At 60.8% G+C, this 13,843-nt stretch carries 13 protein-coding genes and 1 pseudogene; 6 read left to right on the plus strand and 8 right to left on the minus strand.

What is annotated here, in order from left to right; all coding sequences use genetic code 11:
• Positions 1 to 12: 12 nt before the first annotated feature.
• The 3 genes and pseudogenes from AC30D7_RS13655 to AC30D7_RS13665 form a co-directional block, all read left to right on the plus strand.
• Positions 13 to 1,719, plus strand: a pseudogene (locus AC30D7_RS13655) (FAD-dependent oxidoreductase); the annotation flags it as partial.
• A gap of 184 nt (positions 1,720 to 1,903) precedes the next feature.
• Positions 1,904 to 2,797 carry a KPN_02809 family neutral zinc metallopeptidase gene (gene ypfJ / locus AC30D7_RS13660; RefSeq protein WP_096479511.1) on the plus strand — a complete coding sequence of 298 codons (894 nt, stop codon included), beginning with the start codon at positions 1,904 to 1,906 and terminating at the stop codon, positions 2,795 to 2,797.
• Positions 2,797 to 3,759, plus strand: a complete 963-nt coding sequence (locus AC30D7_RS13665) for an alpha/beta fold hydrolase (RefSeq protein WP_490134408.1) — start codon at positions 2,797 to 2,799, stop codon at positions 3,757 to 3,759. The genes ypfJ and AC30D7_RS13665 overlap by 1 nt, the downstream gene beginning before the upstream one ends.
• 32 nt (positions 3,760 to 3,791) lie before the next feature.
• On the opposite strand, the gene AC30D7_RS13670 is transcribed toward AC30D7_RS13665, so the two are convergent.
• The 3 genes from AC30D7_RS13670 to AC30D7_RS13680 form a co-directional block, all read right to left on the minus strand.
• Positions 3,792 to 4,385 (minus strand): HAD family hydrolase, encoded by a 594-nt coding sequence (locus AC30D7_RS13670; RefSeq protein WP_018925792.1) that lies wholly within the window; start codon positions 4,383 to 4,385, stop codon positions 3,792 to 3,794.
• Positions 4,382 to 5,251 (minus strand): acyl-CoA thioesterase II, encoded by an 870-nt coding sequence (gene tesB / locus AC30D7_RS13675; protein ID WP_019581316.1) that lies wholly within the window; start codon positions 5,249 to 5,251, stop codon positions 4,382 to 4,384. The genes AC30D7_RS13670 and tesB overlap by 4 nt, the downstream gene beginning before the upstream one ends.
• A 109-nt stretch (positions 5,252 to 5,360) precedes the next feature.
• Positions 5,361 to 5,930, minus strand: a complete 570-nt coding sequence (locus AC30D7_RS13680) for a GNAT family N-acetyltransferase (RefSeq protein WP_490134409.1) — start codon at positions 5,928 to 5,930, stop codon at positions 5,361 to 5,363.
• A gap of 90 nt (positions 5,931 to 6,020) precedes the next feature.
• Between AC30D7_RS13680 and AC30D7_RS13685 the strand changes: the two genes are divergently transcribed.
• Positions 6,021 to 6,941: a histone deacetylase family protein gene (locus AC30D7_RS13685; protein WP_490134410.1), complete on the plus strand. Its 921-nt coding sequence runs from the start codon at positions 6,021 to 6,023 to the stop codon at positions 6,939 to 6,941.
• 281 nt (positions 6,942 to 7,222) lie between these two features.
• On the plus strand, positions 7,223 to 8,464 hold the full coding sequence (locus AC30D7_RS13690) for a TIGR03862 family flavoprotein (RefSeq protein ID WP_490134411.1): 1,242 nt from the start codon (positions 7,223 to 7,225) through the stop codon (positions 8,462 to 8,464).
• A gap of 134 nt (positions 8,465 to 8,598) precedes the next feature.
• Here the strand turns inward: AC30D7_RS13690 and rhlE1 are convergent, their stop codons facing one another.
• Positions 8,599 to 9,933: an RNA helicase RhlE1 gene (gene rhlE1 / locus AC30D7_RS13695; RefSeq protein ID WP_086945927.1), complete on the minus strand. Its 1,335-nt coding sequence runs from the start codon at positions 9,931 to 9,933 to the stop codon at positions 8,599 to 8,601.
• A 65-nt stretch (positions 9,934 to 9,998) separates the two neighbouring features.
• Positions 9,999 to 10,931: a drug/metabolite exporter YedA gene (gene yedA / locus AC30D7_RS13700; protein ID WP_490134412.1), complete on the minus strand. Its 933-nt coding sequence runs from the start codon at positions 10,929 to 10,931 to the stop codon at positions 9,999 to 10,001.
• A gap of 163 nt (positions 10,932 to 11,094) precedes the next feature.
• On the opposite strand from yedA, the gene AC30D7_RS13705 reads away from it, so the two are divergent.
• Positions 11,095 to 11,541 (plus strand): Lrp/AsnC family transcriptional regulator, encoded by a 447-nt coding sequence (locus AC30D7_RS13705; RefSeq protein ID WP_019581322.1) that lies wholly within the window; start codon positions 11,095 to 11,097, stop codon positions 11,539 to 11,541.
• 131 nt (positions 11,542 to 11,672) lie between these two features.
• Here AC30D7_RS13705 and AC30D7_RS13710 read toward each other — a convergent pair whose 3' ends face one another.
• The 3 genes from AC30D7_RS13710 to AC30D7_RS13720 all read right to left on the minus strand — a co-directional run bounded on the left by AC30D7_RS13710 (position 11,673) and on the right by AC30D7_RS13720 (position 13,719).
• A complete protein-coding gene (locus AC30D7_RS13710) occupies positions 11,673 to 12,284 on the minus strand; it encodes a 3'-5' exonuclease (RefSeq protein WP_490134413.1) in 612 nt (203 codons plus the stop codon).
• Positions 12,285 to 12,306: 22 nt separating this feature from the next.
• Positions 12,307 to 12,786 (minus strand): LabA-like NYN domain-containing protein, encoded by a 480-nt coding sequence (locus AC30D7_RS13715; protein ID WP_490134414.1) that lies wholly within the window; start codon positions 12,784 to 12,786, stop codon positions 12,307 to 12,309.
• A 159-nt stretch (positions 12,787 to 12,945) separates the two neighbouring features.
• A complete protein-coding gene (locus tag AC30D7_RS13720; RefSeq protein WP_490134415.1) occupies positions 12,946 to 13,719 on the minus strand; it encodes a DUF2076 domain-containing protein in 774 nt (257 codons plus the stop codon).
• Positions 13,720 to 13,843: the final 124 nt, after the last annotated feature.

The following is a 13,843-nucleotide window of genomic DNA, read 5'->3' on the forward strand; positions in this document are numbered from 1 at the left end:
AGCTTTTAAACGATGCCTGCCGACTCTCCCCTCCTTGCGGACATCGAATGCGATGTGCTGATCGTCGGCTCCGGTGCGGCCGGATTGTCCGCAGCTGTAACCGCAGCCTGGCATGGCTTGAAAGTGATCGTGGTCGAGAAAGACCCGGTGTTCGGCGGCGCCACGGCGTGGTCCGGCGGATGGGCCTGGGTGCCGTGCAATCCTCTGGCGCGTCGTGCCGGCATCGTTGAAGACGTCGAGCAACCGCGCACTTACCTGAAGCACGAATTGGGTGAGCGTTACGATCCGGCGATGATCGACGCGTTCCTTGAGGCTGGCCCGCGAATGGTCGCGTTCTTCGAGCAGCACACCTCCCTGCAATTCGCCGACGGCAACGCCATCGCCGACATTCATGGCGACACGCCGGGTGCCGGCACTGGCGGACGGTCGGTGATCGCTGCGCCTTATGACGGGCGAAAAGTCGGCAAGCTACTGAAGCGTCTTCGCAAAACCATGCGGGAAACTTCGTTCATGGGCATGCCGATCATGGCGGGGGCGGACCTGAGCGCATTTCTCAACCTGACGCGCTCTTTGCCCGCTGCATGGCACGTGACCCGGCGCTTCACCCGGCACTTGTTCGACCTCGTTGTTCATGGTCGGGCGATGCAACTGGTCAACGGCGTGGCGCTGGTTGCGCGGTTGGCAAAGTCTGCCGAAGACCTTGGCGTACTGCTCTGGGAATCGGCACCGGTGACCAAGTTGCTTCGCGAAGGCGATCAGGTGCAAGGCGCGATCGTCAGTACCGCCAAAGGCAATATCCGCATCCATGCACGCAAGGCTGTGGTGCTCGCGGCCGGCGGGTTTGCCAATGACATCCAGCGGCGCAAGGCGCTGTTCCCTCGCACACCGACCGGCAACGAACACCTGGCGCTGCCGCCTCTGGGCGTCGCCGGTGATGGTTTGCGATTGGGCGAAAGCGCCGGTGCGCGGGTCAACACCGACATGGCATCGCCCGTGGCCTGGGCGCCGGTTTCGCAAGTGCCGCACAGTGACGGCAGCATCGGCCACTTCCCGCACATCATCGAACGCGGCAAACCGGGGATTATCGGCGTATTGAGCAACGGCCAGCGCTTCGTCAACGAAGCCGACGGCTACTACGACTACGTGACGGCCATGGTCGCCACCGCACCGCTGGGCGAACAAGTCGCCTCCTGGCTGATCTGCACCCATGGTTTCCAGCGGCGTTATGGCTTGGGAATTTCTCGGCCGTTTCCGGTGCCACTGTCATCCTTTATCCGCAGCGGTTATCTGAAAACCGGCAACACTGTCGAGGAATTGGCCCTGGCCTGCGGCATCGACCCAAACGGATTGCGCAGCACGGTGGATGATTACAACCGGCATGCGCGCAACGGCGAAGATCCGTTGTTCGGTCGTGGCTCGACGCCCTACAACCGCAAACAGGGCGATGCGTTGCAGCAACCCAACCCGTGCGTCGCGCCGATTGAACAAGGCCCGTTCTACGCCGTGAAGGTTCAGCCTGGCTGCTTTGGCACCTTTGCCGGGCTCAAGGTCAACGAACATGCACAAGTTCTCGATGAATCGGCGCAGGCGATCGCCGGGTTGTATGCGGCGGGCGGCGACATGGCAAGCATCATGGGCGGGCACTATCCCGCCGGCGGTATCAATCTCGGTCCGGCGCTGACCTTCGGCTACATCGCTGCCCGGCATATCGCCGGTGTGGGACCGCCGGTGTGGGACGGACTTGATCCGATAAAAAACCATCGTCTGAGGGAATTCGACGGGCGATCCATGTTCAATACAAGTCTGAAATATTTCGAGCCGAGTAAAAGACAGACGACCGGACTGGCGCCGCTCTCACTGACCAGCAACACTCATCACCATATTCAAACGAGGATTCCCCCCCATGCTATGGAAAAAAGGCCGACGCAGCGACAACGTGGTCGATGCCCGTGGCGATGATGTCGGCGGTGGGGGTGGCGGGATGCGCTTCGGCGGGGGCAAGGGCCTGAGCCTGACGGCGATCCTGTTGATCGTCGGGATCGGCTGGATCACCGGCCAGGACCCGATGCAGATCCTCGGCCAATTGACCGGACAGATGAGCGAGCAATCGGCCCCGGCCACCACCCACACCCGCAAGGCACCGCCGGCCAATGATGAAAACGCCGAATTCGTGCGCTCGATCCTCGGCGACACCGAAGACACCTGGGGCCAGATTTTCCAGCAGGCCGGTCGGCAATATAAAGACCCGACCCTGGTGCTGTTCAGCAATCAGGTGAACTCGGCGTGCGGATTGGCGACGTCGGCGACCGGTCCGTTCTATTGCCCGGCAGACCAGAAGGTCTATCTGGACATGAGTTTCTTCCAGGAAATGTCGCAACGCTTTTCCGCCGCCGGTGATTTCGCCCAGGCCTACGTGATCGCTCACGAAGTCGGACACCATGTGCAGACCTTGCTCGGCGTTTCGGCGAAGATTCAGACCGCTCGACAGCAGGGCCGGCAAATGGAGGGCGACGGTGGTTTGTTGGTGCGGCAAGAGCTACAAGCCGATTGCCTGGCCGGGGTCTGGGCCAACATTGCGCAGAAGCGCCTGAACTGGCTGGAACCCGGTGACATCGAAGAAGCCTTGAACGCCGCCAACGCCATCGGCGATGACCGCTTGCAGCAGCAAGGTCAGGGCCGCGTGGTACCGGACTCGTTCACTCATGGTACGTCAGCGCAAAGGGTGCGCTGGTTCAAAGCCGGATTTGCACAAGGCCAGGTTGGCCAGTGCGATACCTTTGCCGCGAAGAATCTGTAATGCACAAGTGGTTGTTAGCTCTGTTAATCACCTGCACAAGCGCCCAGGCTGCCGAGCAGGGGGTCAAGGAGATCAGTTCCGGGCGCCTGCTGTTGAGCGCCGGCGAAATCGCGGTGGGCATCGGCCCGACACCGGCGAAAAACATCGAACGGGTGCTGATCATCATTCATGGTCGTTTGCGCAACGCTGAAACCTACCGCCAGAGCGCCGAACACGCGGCCGAGCAAGCCGGGCAAAGCGATAACACCCTGGTGCTCGCCCCGCAGTTTCTCAATGAAACCGACATCGCGAGCCACCCGGTGCCTGACAGCGTTTTACGCTGGCAGGGCAATGACTGGATGGCCGGCGGCTTATCCACCGCGCCGTTTACGCTGAGTTCCTATGCGGCGCTGGACGAAATCGTCGCTCGCCTGGGTGATCGGCGACAGTTTCCGGACGTGAAGCAAATCGTCATTGCCGGTCACTCGGGCGGCGCTCAGGTAGTTCAGCGTTACGCCATGTTGAGCCACCCTCAGCCAGCCCTCGACACAGCGGGGGTGAAGGTGCGCTATGTGATCGCCAATCCTTCGTCGTATGCCTATTTCAATGAGCAACGGCCGGTGGCGTTCAGTCATGCGGGGTGTCCGAACTTCAATCGCTGGAAGTATGGACTGGCGGACTTGCCCGCCTATGCCGATGGACAAACGCCTGCGCAGCTGGAAGAAAACTACGTCAAACGTGACATCGTTTATTTGCTCGGGCAGCAGGACATCGACCCGAATCACCCGGCGCTGGATAAAAGTTGCGAAGCCAAAGCCCAGGGCGCTTCTCGTTTGATTCGCGGGCGCAATTATTTCAATTATCTGAAACGGCGCCATCCTCAAGGATTGAGTCAGCAGCTGATCGAAGTGCCCGGCGTCGGGCACGATGGGGACGGGATGTTTACCTCGCCCGAGGGGCAAAAGGCGTTGTTCGGGCAGTGAGTTTTGGGGCGTCTGATCGGACGCCCAATCTCTCAAGCCGAAAGCAGCTGCCGCAACTCCACGCAATCGCGCGCATGCCAATCGGTCAATTCCGGCCACGGATTATCCGGCAGGTTCACCAGCACCGTCCGTGTCCCCGCCGCCCGACCACAATCCAGATCGAAGCGGTAATCACCGACCATTACCATTTCACTCGCCGGCACCTTCCAGGCTTCGGCCAGTTTCAGTAAACCACCAGGATGCGGTTTGGGCGGCGCTTCATCGCGACCCAGTACATCCTCCACCGCAAAGCAATCGGCCAGGCCAATCGCCTCCAGCGTGACATGCGCCAGCTCACGAGCATTGCGCGTAAGAATGCCCAGACGATAACCGCGCCCGGCCAACTCACGCACCAGTTCCACCGCGCCCGGAGCCGGTTTCGAACCCAGCGCCAGATCCCGCTCGTGTTCCAGCAGCCACGCATGTTTGGCCGACGCTTCTTCGGCCGGCAGCCCAGCGAGGTGAGTGAGGATGTCGTGTTCTGCAGGAATCGCCAACGCCACGCGGATCGCCGCGAAGTCATGCACGGCCACGGTCAGGGTGCCGTCCATGTCGAACACCCAGTGCCGCACTTCGGCCAGGCTCATGCCCAATCCTTGCGATGGCGAATCAGGCCTTCCTGAGTGACCGAGGCCACCAGTTGCCCGGCACGGTTGAACACGCTGCCACGGGAGAATCCACGCGAGTTGCCGGCCCACGGGCTGTCCATGGCGTACAGCAACCAGTCATCGGCGCGCAGGTCGGCGTGGAACCACAACGCGTGATCAAGGCTGGCGACCTGCATGTCTTTCTGCCAGACCGATTTGCCATGGGGCAGCATCGAGGTGGTCAGCAGGCCGAAGTCCGACGCATAGGCCAGCAGGTATTTGTGCAGCGCTGGAGTGTCAGCCAACGCACCATCGGCGCGGAACCAGACGTATTTGACCGGATCGGCAGGCTGCGGGTTGTAGGGATCTTTCTCGGTCACCGGGCGGAATTCGATCGGTTTCGGGCACAGCAGCTTTTCGCGCATGTGCTCTGGGATGAGGTGCGCCCGTTGCTGGGTGAGCTCCAATTCTGACGGCAGATTTTCCGGGCCGACCACTTGCGGCATTTCGCTCTGATGCTGGAAGCCCTCTTCGTCGTACTGGAACGAGGCGCTGCAGGTGAAAATCGGGTTGCCCTTCTGGATCGCCGTCACCCGGCGCGTGCTGAAACTGCCGCCATCGCGCACCCGATCGACCTGATACACCACCGGCAACTTCGCATCGCCCGGACGCAGGAAGTAACCGTGCATCGAGTGCACATGGCGCGTCTCTTCGACTGTCTGACTGGCCGCCGACAGGGACTGGCCGAGCACCTGGCCGCCGAACAACTGACGGAAACCCAGGTCCTGGCTGCGGCCACGGAACAGGTTTTCTTCAATCGGTTCCAGGGTCAGCAGGTCTACCAGATCTTCCAACACTTGGCTCATTCAGACTCTCCTCACACAGAGCAATAATGCCGCGCAGTCTTGGCTGCGGCGGTCGATTCAGTTTATGGCCCGGTTCAACATGAGGGCCATTGTAAACGTCCGTGCCTGCTTATCCATGCAAGGTTTGCAGCCATTGCTCACGGGTGATGCGATACAACACGTGCGGGCGCAGCGGATGATCCTCTGCAAGCCGCGGGTGCTCGAAGTCATCAACGGGATCATGCTGCATGCCGATCGCCTGCATGACTTTTTGCGAAGGCAGGTTGGTTTCGGTGGTGAACGCCACGACCTCTTGCAGCGCCAAGCGATCAAACCCGCAACGCAGAGCGGTCCAAGCCGCCTCGCTGGCATAACCCAGGCCCCAGTGCTCGCGCGCCAGGCGCCAGCCGATTTCGATGGCTGGCGTGAACGGTGCGTCAAAGCCGACCACACTCAGCCCGGTAAACCCGATGAACGCTCCGGTGTCCTTGCGCTCCAGTGCCCAGAGGCCGAAACCATGCTCGGCAAAGTGCCCGCGAACCCGCCCGATCAGCGCGGCACTTTCCAGCCGACTCAAGGGCGCCGGAAAATAACGCATCACCTGTGGATCGGCGCACATCGCCGCAAACGCCGGCAAATCCTCATCGCGCCACTGCCGTAATGACAGTCGTGCGCTTTCGAGTTCCAGTATCGGCTCCATCGTGCCCCTCCCCTCGGTTTCCATGCCGCAAGTCTACATCGCTGGTAGGATCGTTCACTCATTCCTACAGGCTTCCCCGATAAATCAGCCATGCCCCTGCCCCTGATCTACCACGAAGACTACAGTCCCGAGTTCCCGGCGGATCACCGCTTCCCCATGGACAAGTTTCGCCTGCTGCGCGATCACTTGGTGGACAGTGGCCTGACCCGTGACATCGACCTGCTGCGCCCGGACCTGTGCCCGGCGGATATTCTCGCCCTCGCCCATGACCCTGCGTATATCGAACGCTACATGGATGGCGAGTTGTCCCGCGAAGACCAGCGGCGCCTCGGCCTGCCCTGGAGCGAAGCACTGGCCCGGCGCACGGTGCGGGCGGTCGGTGGTTCGCTGCTGGCGGCCGAGCAGGCGCTGGAACATGGTTTGGCTTGTCACCTGGCCGGCGGTACACACCACGCGCATTACGATCACCCTGCCGGGTTCTGCATCTTCAATGACCTGGCGGTGATCAGCCATTACCTGCTGGAAAGTGGCCGGGTGAATCGGGTGTTGATCTTCGATTGCGATGTGCATCAGGGCGACGGGACTGCACGAATCCTGCACAACACCCCAGAAGCGGTGACCGTTTCCCTGCACTGCGAAAAGAATTTTCCTGCACGCAAAGCCGAAAGCGACTGGGACATCCCGTTGCCGATGGGCATGGGCGATGCCGATTACCTGAAGGTGGTGGAAGATGCGCTCAACTATTTGCTGCCGCTCTATCAACCGGATCTGGTGCTGTACGACGCCGGTGTCGACGTGCACAAGGATGACGCCCTGGGTTATCTGAAGCTGACCGACGAAGGCGTCGCCGCTCGTGATGAAAGCGTGATGCGCCATTGCCTGGGCCGGGATATTCCGGTGGTCGGCGTGATCGGCGGCGGCTACAGCAAGGACCGCAAGGCCCTGGCGCGCCGTCATGGCATCCTCCATCACAGCGCCCAACGGGTGTGGCAGTCATCAGGTTGTCATTGATGTGTGAGTCTTTACCCACAATGCCTGTGGAACCGCCTGTGGATAACCTGAGTGAAAGGGCCTGCAGCCCATGGGGGGTATAGGCTACAGAGCGGTGGTTGTTTTTTAACCAGCACTTGAACACACCAATGATCCCTGTGGGAGCGGGCTTGCCCGCGATGAAGCCGGCACATTCAACATCGTTGTTGCCTGACAGTCCGCTATCGCGGGCAAGCCCGCTCCCACAGTTATCGTGCACTGCTAGAATGCGCGGCTTATTCCGCCACGCCGCAGCTCTCGCCATGACCCAGCCCTCCACTTCCCTCCCCCATCACGTTGCCATCATCGGCGGCGGCCCCGCCGGCTTGATGGCGGCTGAAGTGTTGAGCCAAGCCGGGATCAAGGTCGATCTGTACGACGGCATGCCTTCAGTGGGGCGAAAATTCCTACTCGCCGGGGTCGGCGGCATGAACATCACCCACTCCGAGGCCTACCCGGCATTTCTCTCACGCTATGCCGAACGGGCGCCGCAGATTGCCCCGCTGTTACGCTCGTTTGGCGCCGAAGCCTTGTGCCAATGGATTCATGATTTGGGAATCGAAACCTTTGTCGGCAGCTCCGGCCGGGTGTTTCCCACCGACATGAAAGCCGCGCCCCTGTTGCGTGCCTGGCTCAAACGCCTGCGCGATGCCGGCGTAGTTATCCACACCCGCCATCGCTGGCTCGGTTGGGATAACAACGGTGATTTGCGCATCGACAGCCCCGAAGGCGAAAAAACCGTTCACGCGGATGCGAGCCTGCTGGCACTCGGCGGCGGAAGCTGGTCGCGTCTCGGCTCGGACGGTGCCTGGATGCTGCCGCTGGAACAGCGTGGTGTAGGGCTGGCGCCATTGCAACCGAGCAATTGCGGCTTCGAAGTGCAGGCCTGGAGCGAATTGATGGTCAGCAAATTCGCCGGCAGCCCGCTGAAAAACATCGCCATCGGCCTCAATGACGACGTGCCGCGACTCGGCGAGTGTGTGATCACTGCCACGGGGATTGAAGGCAGTTTGATCTACGCCCTGTCGGCACCGATCCGTGAAGCGATCAATCAACATGGCTCGGCAATTGTTCACCTCGACCTGTTGCCGGGCAAGCCTGTGGATAAAGTCCAGGCAGCGCTGAGCAAACCGCGCGGCTCACGCTCCATGGCCAAACACCTGCACAGTCAGCTTGGGCTTGATGGCGTGAAAGCAGCATTGTTGCGGGAACTGATACCGGCTGAATGTTTTGCCGACCCGGCATTGCTGGCCAAGGCGATCAAGGCATTGCCACTGACGTTGGTAAAAACCCGGCCATTGGACGAGGCCATCAGCAGCGCCGGGGGCGTGATGTTCGAGTCGTTGGATGAACGGTTGATGCTCAAGCAACTACCCGGCGTGTTCTGCGCAGGGGAAATGCTTGATTGGGAAGCGCCGACCGGCGGCTATCTGCTGACCGCGTGTTTCGCCAGTGGGCGAGCGGCGGGGTTGGGGATGGTGGAGTGGTTGAAGCGCAAGTGCTGAAGACCGTGTCGCGCCCATCGCGGGCAAGCCCGCTCCCACATTTGATCTCTGTTTTACACAAATGCTGTGTTCACTGAAGATCCCTGTGGGAGCGGGCTTGCCCGCGATGACGGTCTAACCGGCGCAGCGTTTAATCAAGGCTTACGCTTACGCGGCCCGGTATTGAATACCGGCACTTTACGCACAGGCTTGATCGAAGGCTCCGGCGCGGACGCCTCACCACTCTCGACCCATTTACCCAGGTTGCGCTTGCCGCCACCGGAGGTTTTGGGCTTCTTCGGTTTTTTCGGCTTCTTGATCACCTGACCGCTGGCATCGGTATCCGGCACGCGGTGTTCAGGTTCGAAGTCCGGCTCCATCTGGCGAGTCAACGTCTGACGGGTCAGCATCTCGATGGCTGACAGCTGATTCACTTCATCGGCGCAGACCAGCGAAATAGCCTGCCCGGTTGCGCCCGCACGGCCGGTACGACCGATGCGGTGGATGTAGTCCTCAGCCACGATCGGCAGGTCGAAGTTGACCACTAACGGCAAATCTTCGATATCCAGACCACGGGCAGCCACGTCGGTGGCCACAAGGATCTGCACTTCGCTGGCCTTGAAACGATCCAGCGCCCGCTGACGGGTCGCCTGAGGTTTATCGCCGTGGATGCCGTCGGCATTGACGCCCAGGCCCTGGAGTTTTTCCACCAACGCGTCCACGCCGTTACGGGTCTTGGCGAACACCAGCACCTGCTTCCACTTGCCCTTGCGCATCAAGTGAATGAACAACTCCGGCTTGCGCTTTTTGTCCACCGTCACCACCCATTGCTTGACTGTGTTGGCGGCCACGTTGCGCGGGCTGACTTCGATGCTCAGCGGGTCGTTGAGCATTTGCCCGGCCAGCATGCGGATCGCATCGGAGAAGGTCGCGGAGAACAGCAGCGTCTGACGTCTCGAAGGCAGGGCTTTATAGATATTCCCCAGCTCCTCGGAAAAGCCCAGATCGAGCATGCGATCGGCTTCGTCCAGCACCAGGGTTTGCAGCTGGTTGAACTTGAGCGCGTTCTGACGGAACAGGTCGAGCAAACGGCCCGGGGTCGCCACCAACAGGTCGACGCCTTTGCGCAGTTTCATCATTTGCGGGTTGATGCTGACGCCGCCGTAAACCGCGTAGGTGCTCAACGGCAGGTTCTCGGCATACTGGCGCACAGCTTCGTGAACCTGCTCGGCCAGTTCGCGGGTCGGCACCAGGATCAGTGCGCGCACAGAGTTGGCACTGACTTTCGGCCCTTCCATGGCCAGCAATTGCAGCAGCGGCAAGGCGAAACCGGCAGTTTTGCCGGTGCCGGTCTGGGCCGCGGCCATCAGGTCGCGACCGGCCAGCACCGCCGGAATCGCTTGCGCCTGAACCGGCGTCGGGGTCTGGTAGCCGAGCGTCTCAAGGGCGCGCAGCAAGGGTTCGATCAGGCCAAGGGTGGCGAAAGTCATGGGAGTACCGTAGGAAAAATCAGCGCGTTTGTGCGACACAAGTGTGCAATGGCGCGCAGTTTACCCTAATTCGCGCGGGATTCTGTCGGCACCGCTACGGCAGGGGCAGGCCGATCTGTGCCACGGCGCCACTGTGGCATCCCGATCAACACCACGGCACTGATGATCACCGCCATGGCCAGCGCTTCCTCGACACCGATGGTCTCGCCAACGAATACGATCCCCAGCAACACCGCCACCGCCGGGTTGACGTAGGCATAACTGGTGGCTGCGGCCGGCCGCACGTGTTTCAGCAGGTACATGTAGGCGTTGAAGGCGATGATCGAGCCGAAAAGGATCAGGTACGCCAGCGCCGCCCAGCCTTCGATCGGCGGCAGACTTTCCAGACGCTCGCCACTCACCGCACTGCCGATCAGCAACACCACGCCGCCCACCAGCATTTCCACGGCACTGGCCATCGCGCCCTGAGGCAACGGCAAGTGTTTGCTCCACACCGAGCCGAAGGCCCAGGACGCCGCCGCGAACACCAGCAACGCTGCGCCCAACGGGCTCGATTGCAGGTTGGAGCCGAGGTTGAGCATGGCAATACCGATCAGCCCGAGCACAATCCCGGCCCATTCGAGACGGGTATTACGCGCGCCCCAGAAATATCCGCACAACAAGGTAAACAGCGGCACCGTCGCCACCGCCAACGCGGCCACGCCAGAGGCCACGCCCGTGTGTTCGGCGACGCTCACCGCACCGTTACCGCATGTCAGCAGCAAAATCCCGATGATCCCCGCCGCTTTCCACTGCGCCCAGGTCGGTGCCGGCGCCCCGCGCCAGCGCAGGTACGCGTACATCAACGTCCCGGCGATCACAAAGCGGATACCCGCGAGCAGCAACGGCGGCCAGTACTGCACGCCGATGCGAATCACCAGGTAGGTCGACCCCCAAATCACGTACAACGCGAAAAAAGCAGCGATCAGCGGTAAGGAAAAACGGCGTAGACCAGGCATGGGCAGCTCGATGAACAAGACAAGGAGAACCGCTATTCTAGAAAGGCCAACAGCGGAAAATAAGCTACAAAACCTGTTTATAGCGCCGGTACACTTTTCAAAACACGGAGTTCGACGCTATAAACCATGCTTTCGTAAGTCAGTCGTTTTCAGGTAGGCCACGATGGATAAATACGACCGCATGCTCCTCAGCGCCCTGCTGGAAAACGGTCGTGCGTCCTACGCCGATCTGGCGCGCAAGGTGAACCTGTCCGCTCCGGCGGTGGCCGAACGCGTTGCCAAACTTGAAGCCTGCGGGGTGATCACTGGTTACCAGGCGAAAGTCGACATGTCCAAAATCGGCCTGCCGATCCAGTGCGTCATCGAACTGCGCCTGAACCAGCACGGTAAACAGAAAACCTACGACGAACTGATCAAAATCCCACAGCTCACCGAATGCCATCGCGTCACCGGCGACCCGTGCGTGATCATGCAAGCGGCGGTGGGCTCGATGCCGGAGCTGGAAGAGTTGATCAACCGGATCGCCACGTTCGGGTTCAGCAAGACCTCGATTGTGTTGTCGAGCGCCATCGAAAAACGCGTGCCGTTGGGTCAACTGGAGGGGAAATAGTGAGGCGACTGACGCCTTCGCGGGCAAGCCTCGCTCCTACGGTTTTTGAGGCGACCCCAATGTCGGGGCGCCCATAAATCCGTAGGAGCGAGGCTTGCCCGCGAAGAGGCCAGTAGAAACACTACAAGACCTTAAAACCCGCGATACCGCTTCAAATGCTCATTGATCTTCGCCGCCGGCACTTTCTGCAGGCTGCACAACAGATCATGGGACAACTCGCGCAATCCATGCTTTTGCCGCAGCTCTTGCGCCAGATGCGCCGTCAGGTTGGCGGCCATTTCCGCATCGGCCATGGCCCGGTGAGCCTTGCCGGTATTGGGCAGGCTGGCGAAAGTGGTGAGGGTGCCGAGTTTGTGGTTTGGCGCGGCGGGCATCAGGCGGCGGGCGAGTAACAGTGAGCAGGCAAAGTTCTGCAAGCGTGTACGTTTGATTCGCCCAAGCTCGTAGTCCCAGAACTTCTGGTCGAACGCAGCGTTGTGCGCCAGCAGCGGCGTGATGCCGACGAATTCGTTGACCTCGTTCATCACCTGCTCGGCCGAGGGTGCGGTGCGCAGCATGGCGTTGCTGATGCCGGTCAGTTGTTCGATGAACGCTGGCACCCGCACGCCGGCATTCATCAGGCTTTGGTAACGCTCGACGATGTGCCCCTGTTCAAGAATCACCACGGCAATTTCCGTGGCCCGGCAGCTGCTGCTCGGGGAGATCCCGGTGGTTTCAAAGTCGATGACTGCTATGCGTTCCAAACCTGTTTCAACTCCGTAAAAATCAATTCTTGAGCAGCAACGCGCCTTCGATCGGTACGTAACGACTGGCGGCGCGGATCAGCGAGTTGGCCGTCAGGCCCGGCACGCCGTAGGCCACCGCCTGCACGCCGTGCTTGGCGATGATGCGCTCCAGCAGCATGTCGAAATCACCGTCGCCGGAGGCCAGCACCACTTCGTCGACATGGTCGGCGGCGTCCATGATGTCGAGGGTGATGCCCACGTCCCAGTCGCCTTTGGCAGAACCGTCGCTGCGCTGGATGTAGGGCTTGAGCTTTACGGTGAAACCAAGGTTGCGCAGGATCTGCTGGAACTGCTGCTGTTTGCTGTCGCCACGATCGATCGCATAGGCATAGGCCTCGACGATCTGCCCCTGTTTGCTAATGTCTGCCCACAACGCGGCGTAGTTGAAGTGGCAACCATAGGCCTGACGCACGGTGTAATAGAGGTTCTGGACATCGACGAACACTGCGATTTTTTTCACCGCACATCCTCTCAGCGCGCTGGCGCGCGGGGTCTTGGCGCACAGACGCGCGGGCTGGATCAGGCTCCAGGCCCGAAAAGTCGCCCAGTATGCCAGCCCGAAGGATTGTTCCGCGAATAATCGGCCCGGAGCGCCATAGCGCTCCGGACGAATGGTGCATCAGACGAAAGAATCGTCGTCGTCACCGCCGAAGAACGATGAACTGTCATCGTCGTAATCCGCATCGGTGAAACCGCCCTGATCGCTGGAGTTGTCAGCCACGCGCTGATCATTGCCCCAACCGCTGCTATCGCTCTGATCGTTGACCTTGGCCGGTTCTTCCTTGATGACTTCAACCACTTCCGGCTGCTGATTGTGATGGAACAGGCTGCTGATGCCTTGCGCCAGCATCACGCCACCGGCCACACCCGCTGCCGTTTTCAATGCACCTCCGAGGAAACCGCTGCCGACAGGCTGTTGCGGTGCGTAATTCTGCTGAGGTGGCGCTCCGAAATTCTGCTGAGCAGGCGGTGCACCGAAGTTTTGCTGCGGCTGCGAGTTGAACGACGGCCGTCCTGGTTCACGCCAGCCGCCATTCGAGGGGGCTGCGCTTTGAGTCGGCGCAGGCTGCGGATCACGGGAAGCGCCGCCGAAAATGCTCGACAAAAAGCCGCCGCTTGGCGCCGGTGCCGTTGCCTGCGCCTTGGCTTGTTGCAGTTCGGCCTGCAATTGCTGGACTTGCTGGGTCAGTTGCTTGTTCTGTTCATCGAGGCTCTTGATGGCTGCCTCTTGCACCAGAATCGCCTGGGTCATGAAATAGCCCGCCGCTGGTTGGCGAGTCAGGTGTTCCTTGATCCGCGCCTCGGCCTGGGCGTCGCGCGGGGCTGAGTCCGTTTCGGCCTGTTGCAGCCGGGAAAACAGTCCATCGATCAGGGTTTGTTCTTCGCTGTTCATGGCGACCTCGTAGATTGCCGGGAATATCATTGCCCTCACCCACAGTGGATAAGGTGCTCACCAGTAATGGGGCTGATACAGGATGTTTCAATGACCTTTACCGAACGTTTACGTTTGCGCCCCG

The sequence above is a fragment of the Pseudomonas sp. DF5 genome (assembly GCF_058148225.1).

What these genes read in the sequence shown, in the direction of transcription:
- ypfJ (WP_096479511.1), top strand. Translation starts at nt 1,904, where the DNA reads ATGCTATGGAAAAAAGGCCGACGCAGCGACAACGTGGTCGATGCCCGT.
- AC30D7_RS13665 (WP_490134408.1), top strand. Translation starts at nt 2,797, where the DNA reads ATGCACAAGTGGTTGTTAGCTCTGTTAATCACCTGCACAAGCGCCCAG.
- AC30D7_RS13670 (WP_018925792.1), bottom strand. Translation starts at nt 4,385, where the DNA reads ATGAGCCTGGCCGAAGTGCGGCACTGGGTGTTCGACATGGACGGCACC.
- tesB (WP_019581316.1), bottom strand. Translation starts at nt 5,251, where the DNA reads ATGAGCCAAGTGTTGGAAGATCTGGTAGACCTGCTGACCCTGGAACCG.
- AC30D7_RS13680 (WP_490134409.1), bottom strand. Translation starts at nt 5,930, where the DNA reads ATGGAGCCGATACTGGAACTCGAAAGCGCACGACTGTCATTACGGCAG.
- AC30D7_RS13685 (WP_490134410.1), top strand. Translation starts at nt 6,021, where the DNA reads ATGCCCCTGCCCCTGATCTACCACGAAGACTACAGTCCCGAGTTCCCG.
- AC30D7_RS13690 (WP_490134411.1), top strand. Translation starts at nt 7,223, where the DNA reads ATGACCCAGCCCTCCACTTCCCTCCCCCATCACGTTGCCATCATCGGC.
- rhlE1 (WP_086945927.1), bottom strand. Translation starts at nt 9,933, where the DNA reads ATGACTTTCGCCACCCTTGGCCTGATCGAACCCTTGCTGCGCGCCCTT.
- yedA (WP_490134412.1), bottom strand. Translation starts at nt 10,931, where the DNA reads ATGCCTGGTCTACGCCGTTTTTCCTTACCGCTGATCGCTGCTTTTTTC.
- AC30D7_RS13705 (WP_019581322.1), top strand. Translation starts at nt 11,095, where the DNA reads ATGGATAAATACGACCGCATGCTCCTCAGCGCCCTGCTGGAAAACGGT.
- AC30D7_RS13720 (WP_490134415.1), bottom strand. Translation starts at nt 13,719, where the DNA reads ATGAACAGCGAAGAACAAACCCTGATCGATGGACTGTTTTCCCGGCTG.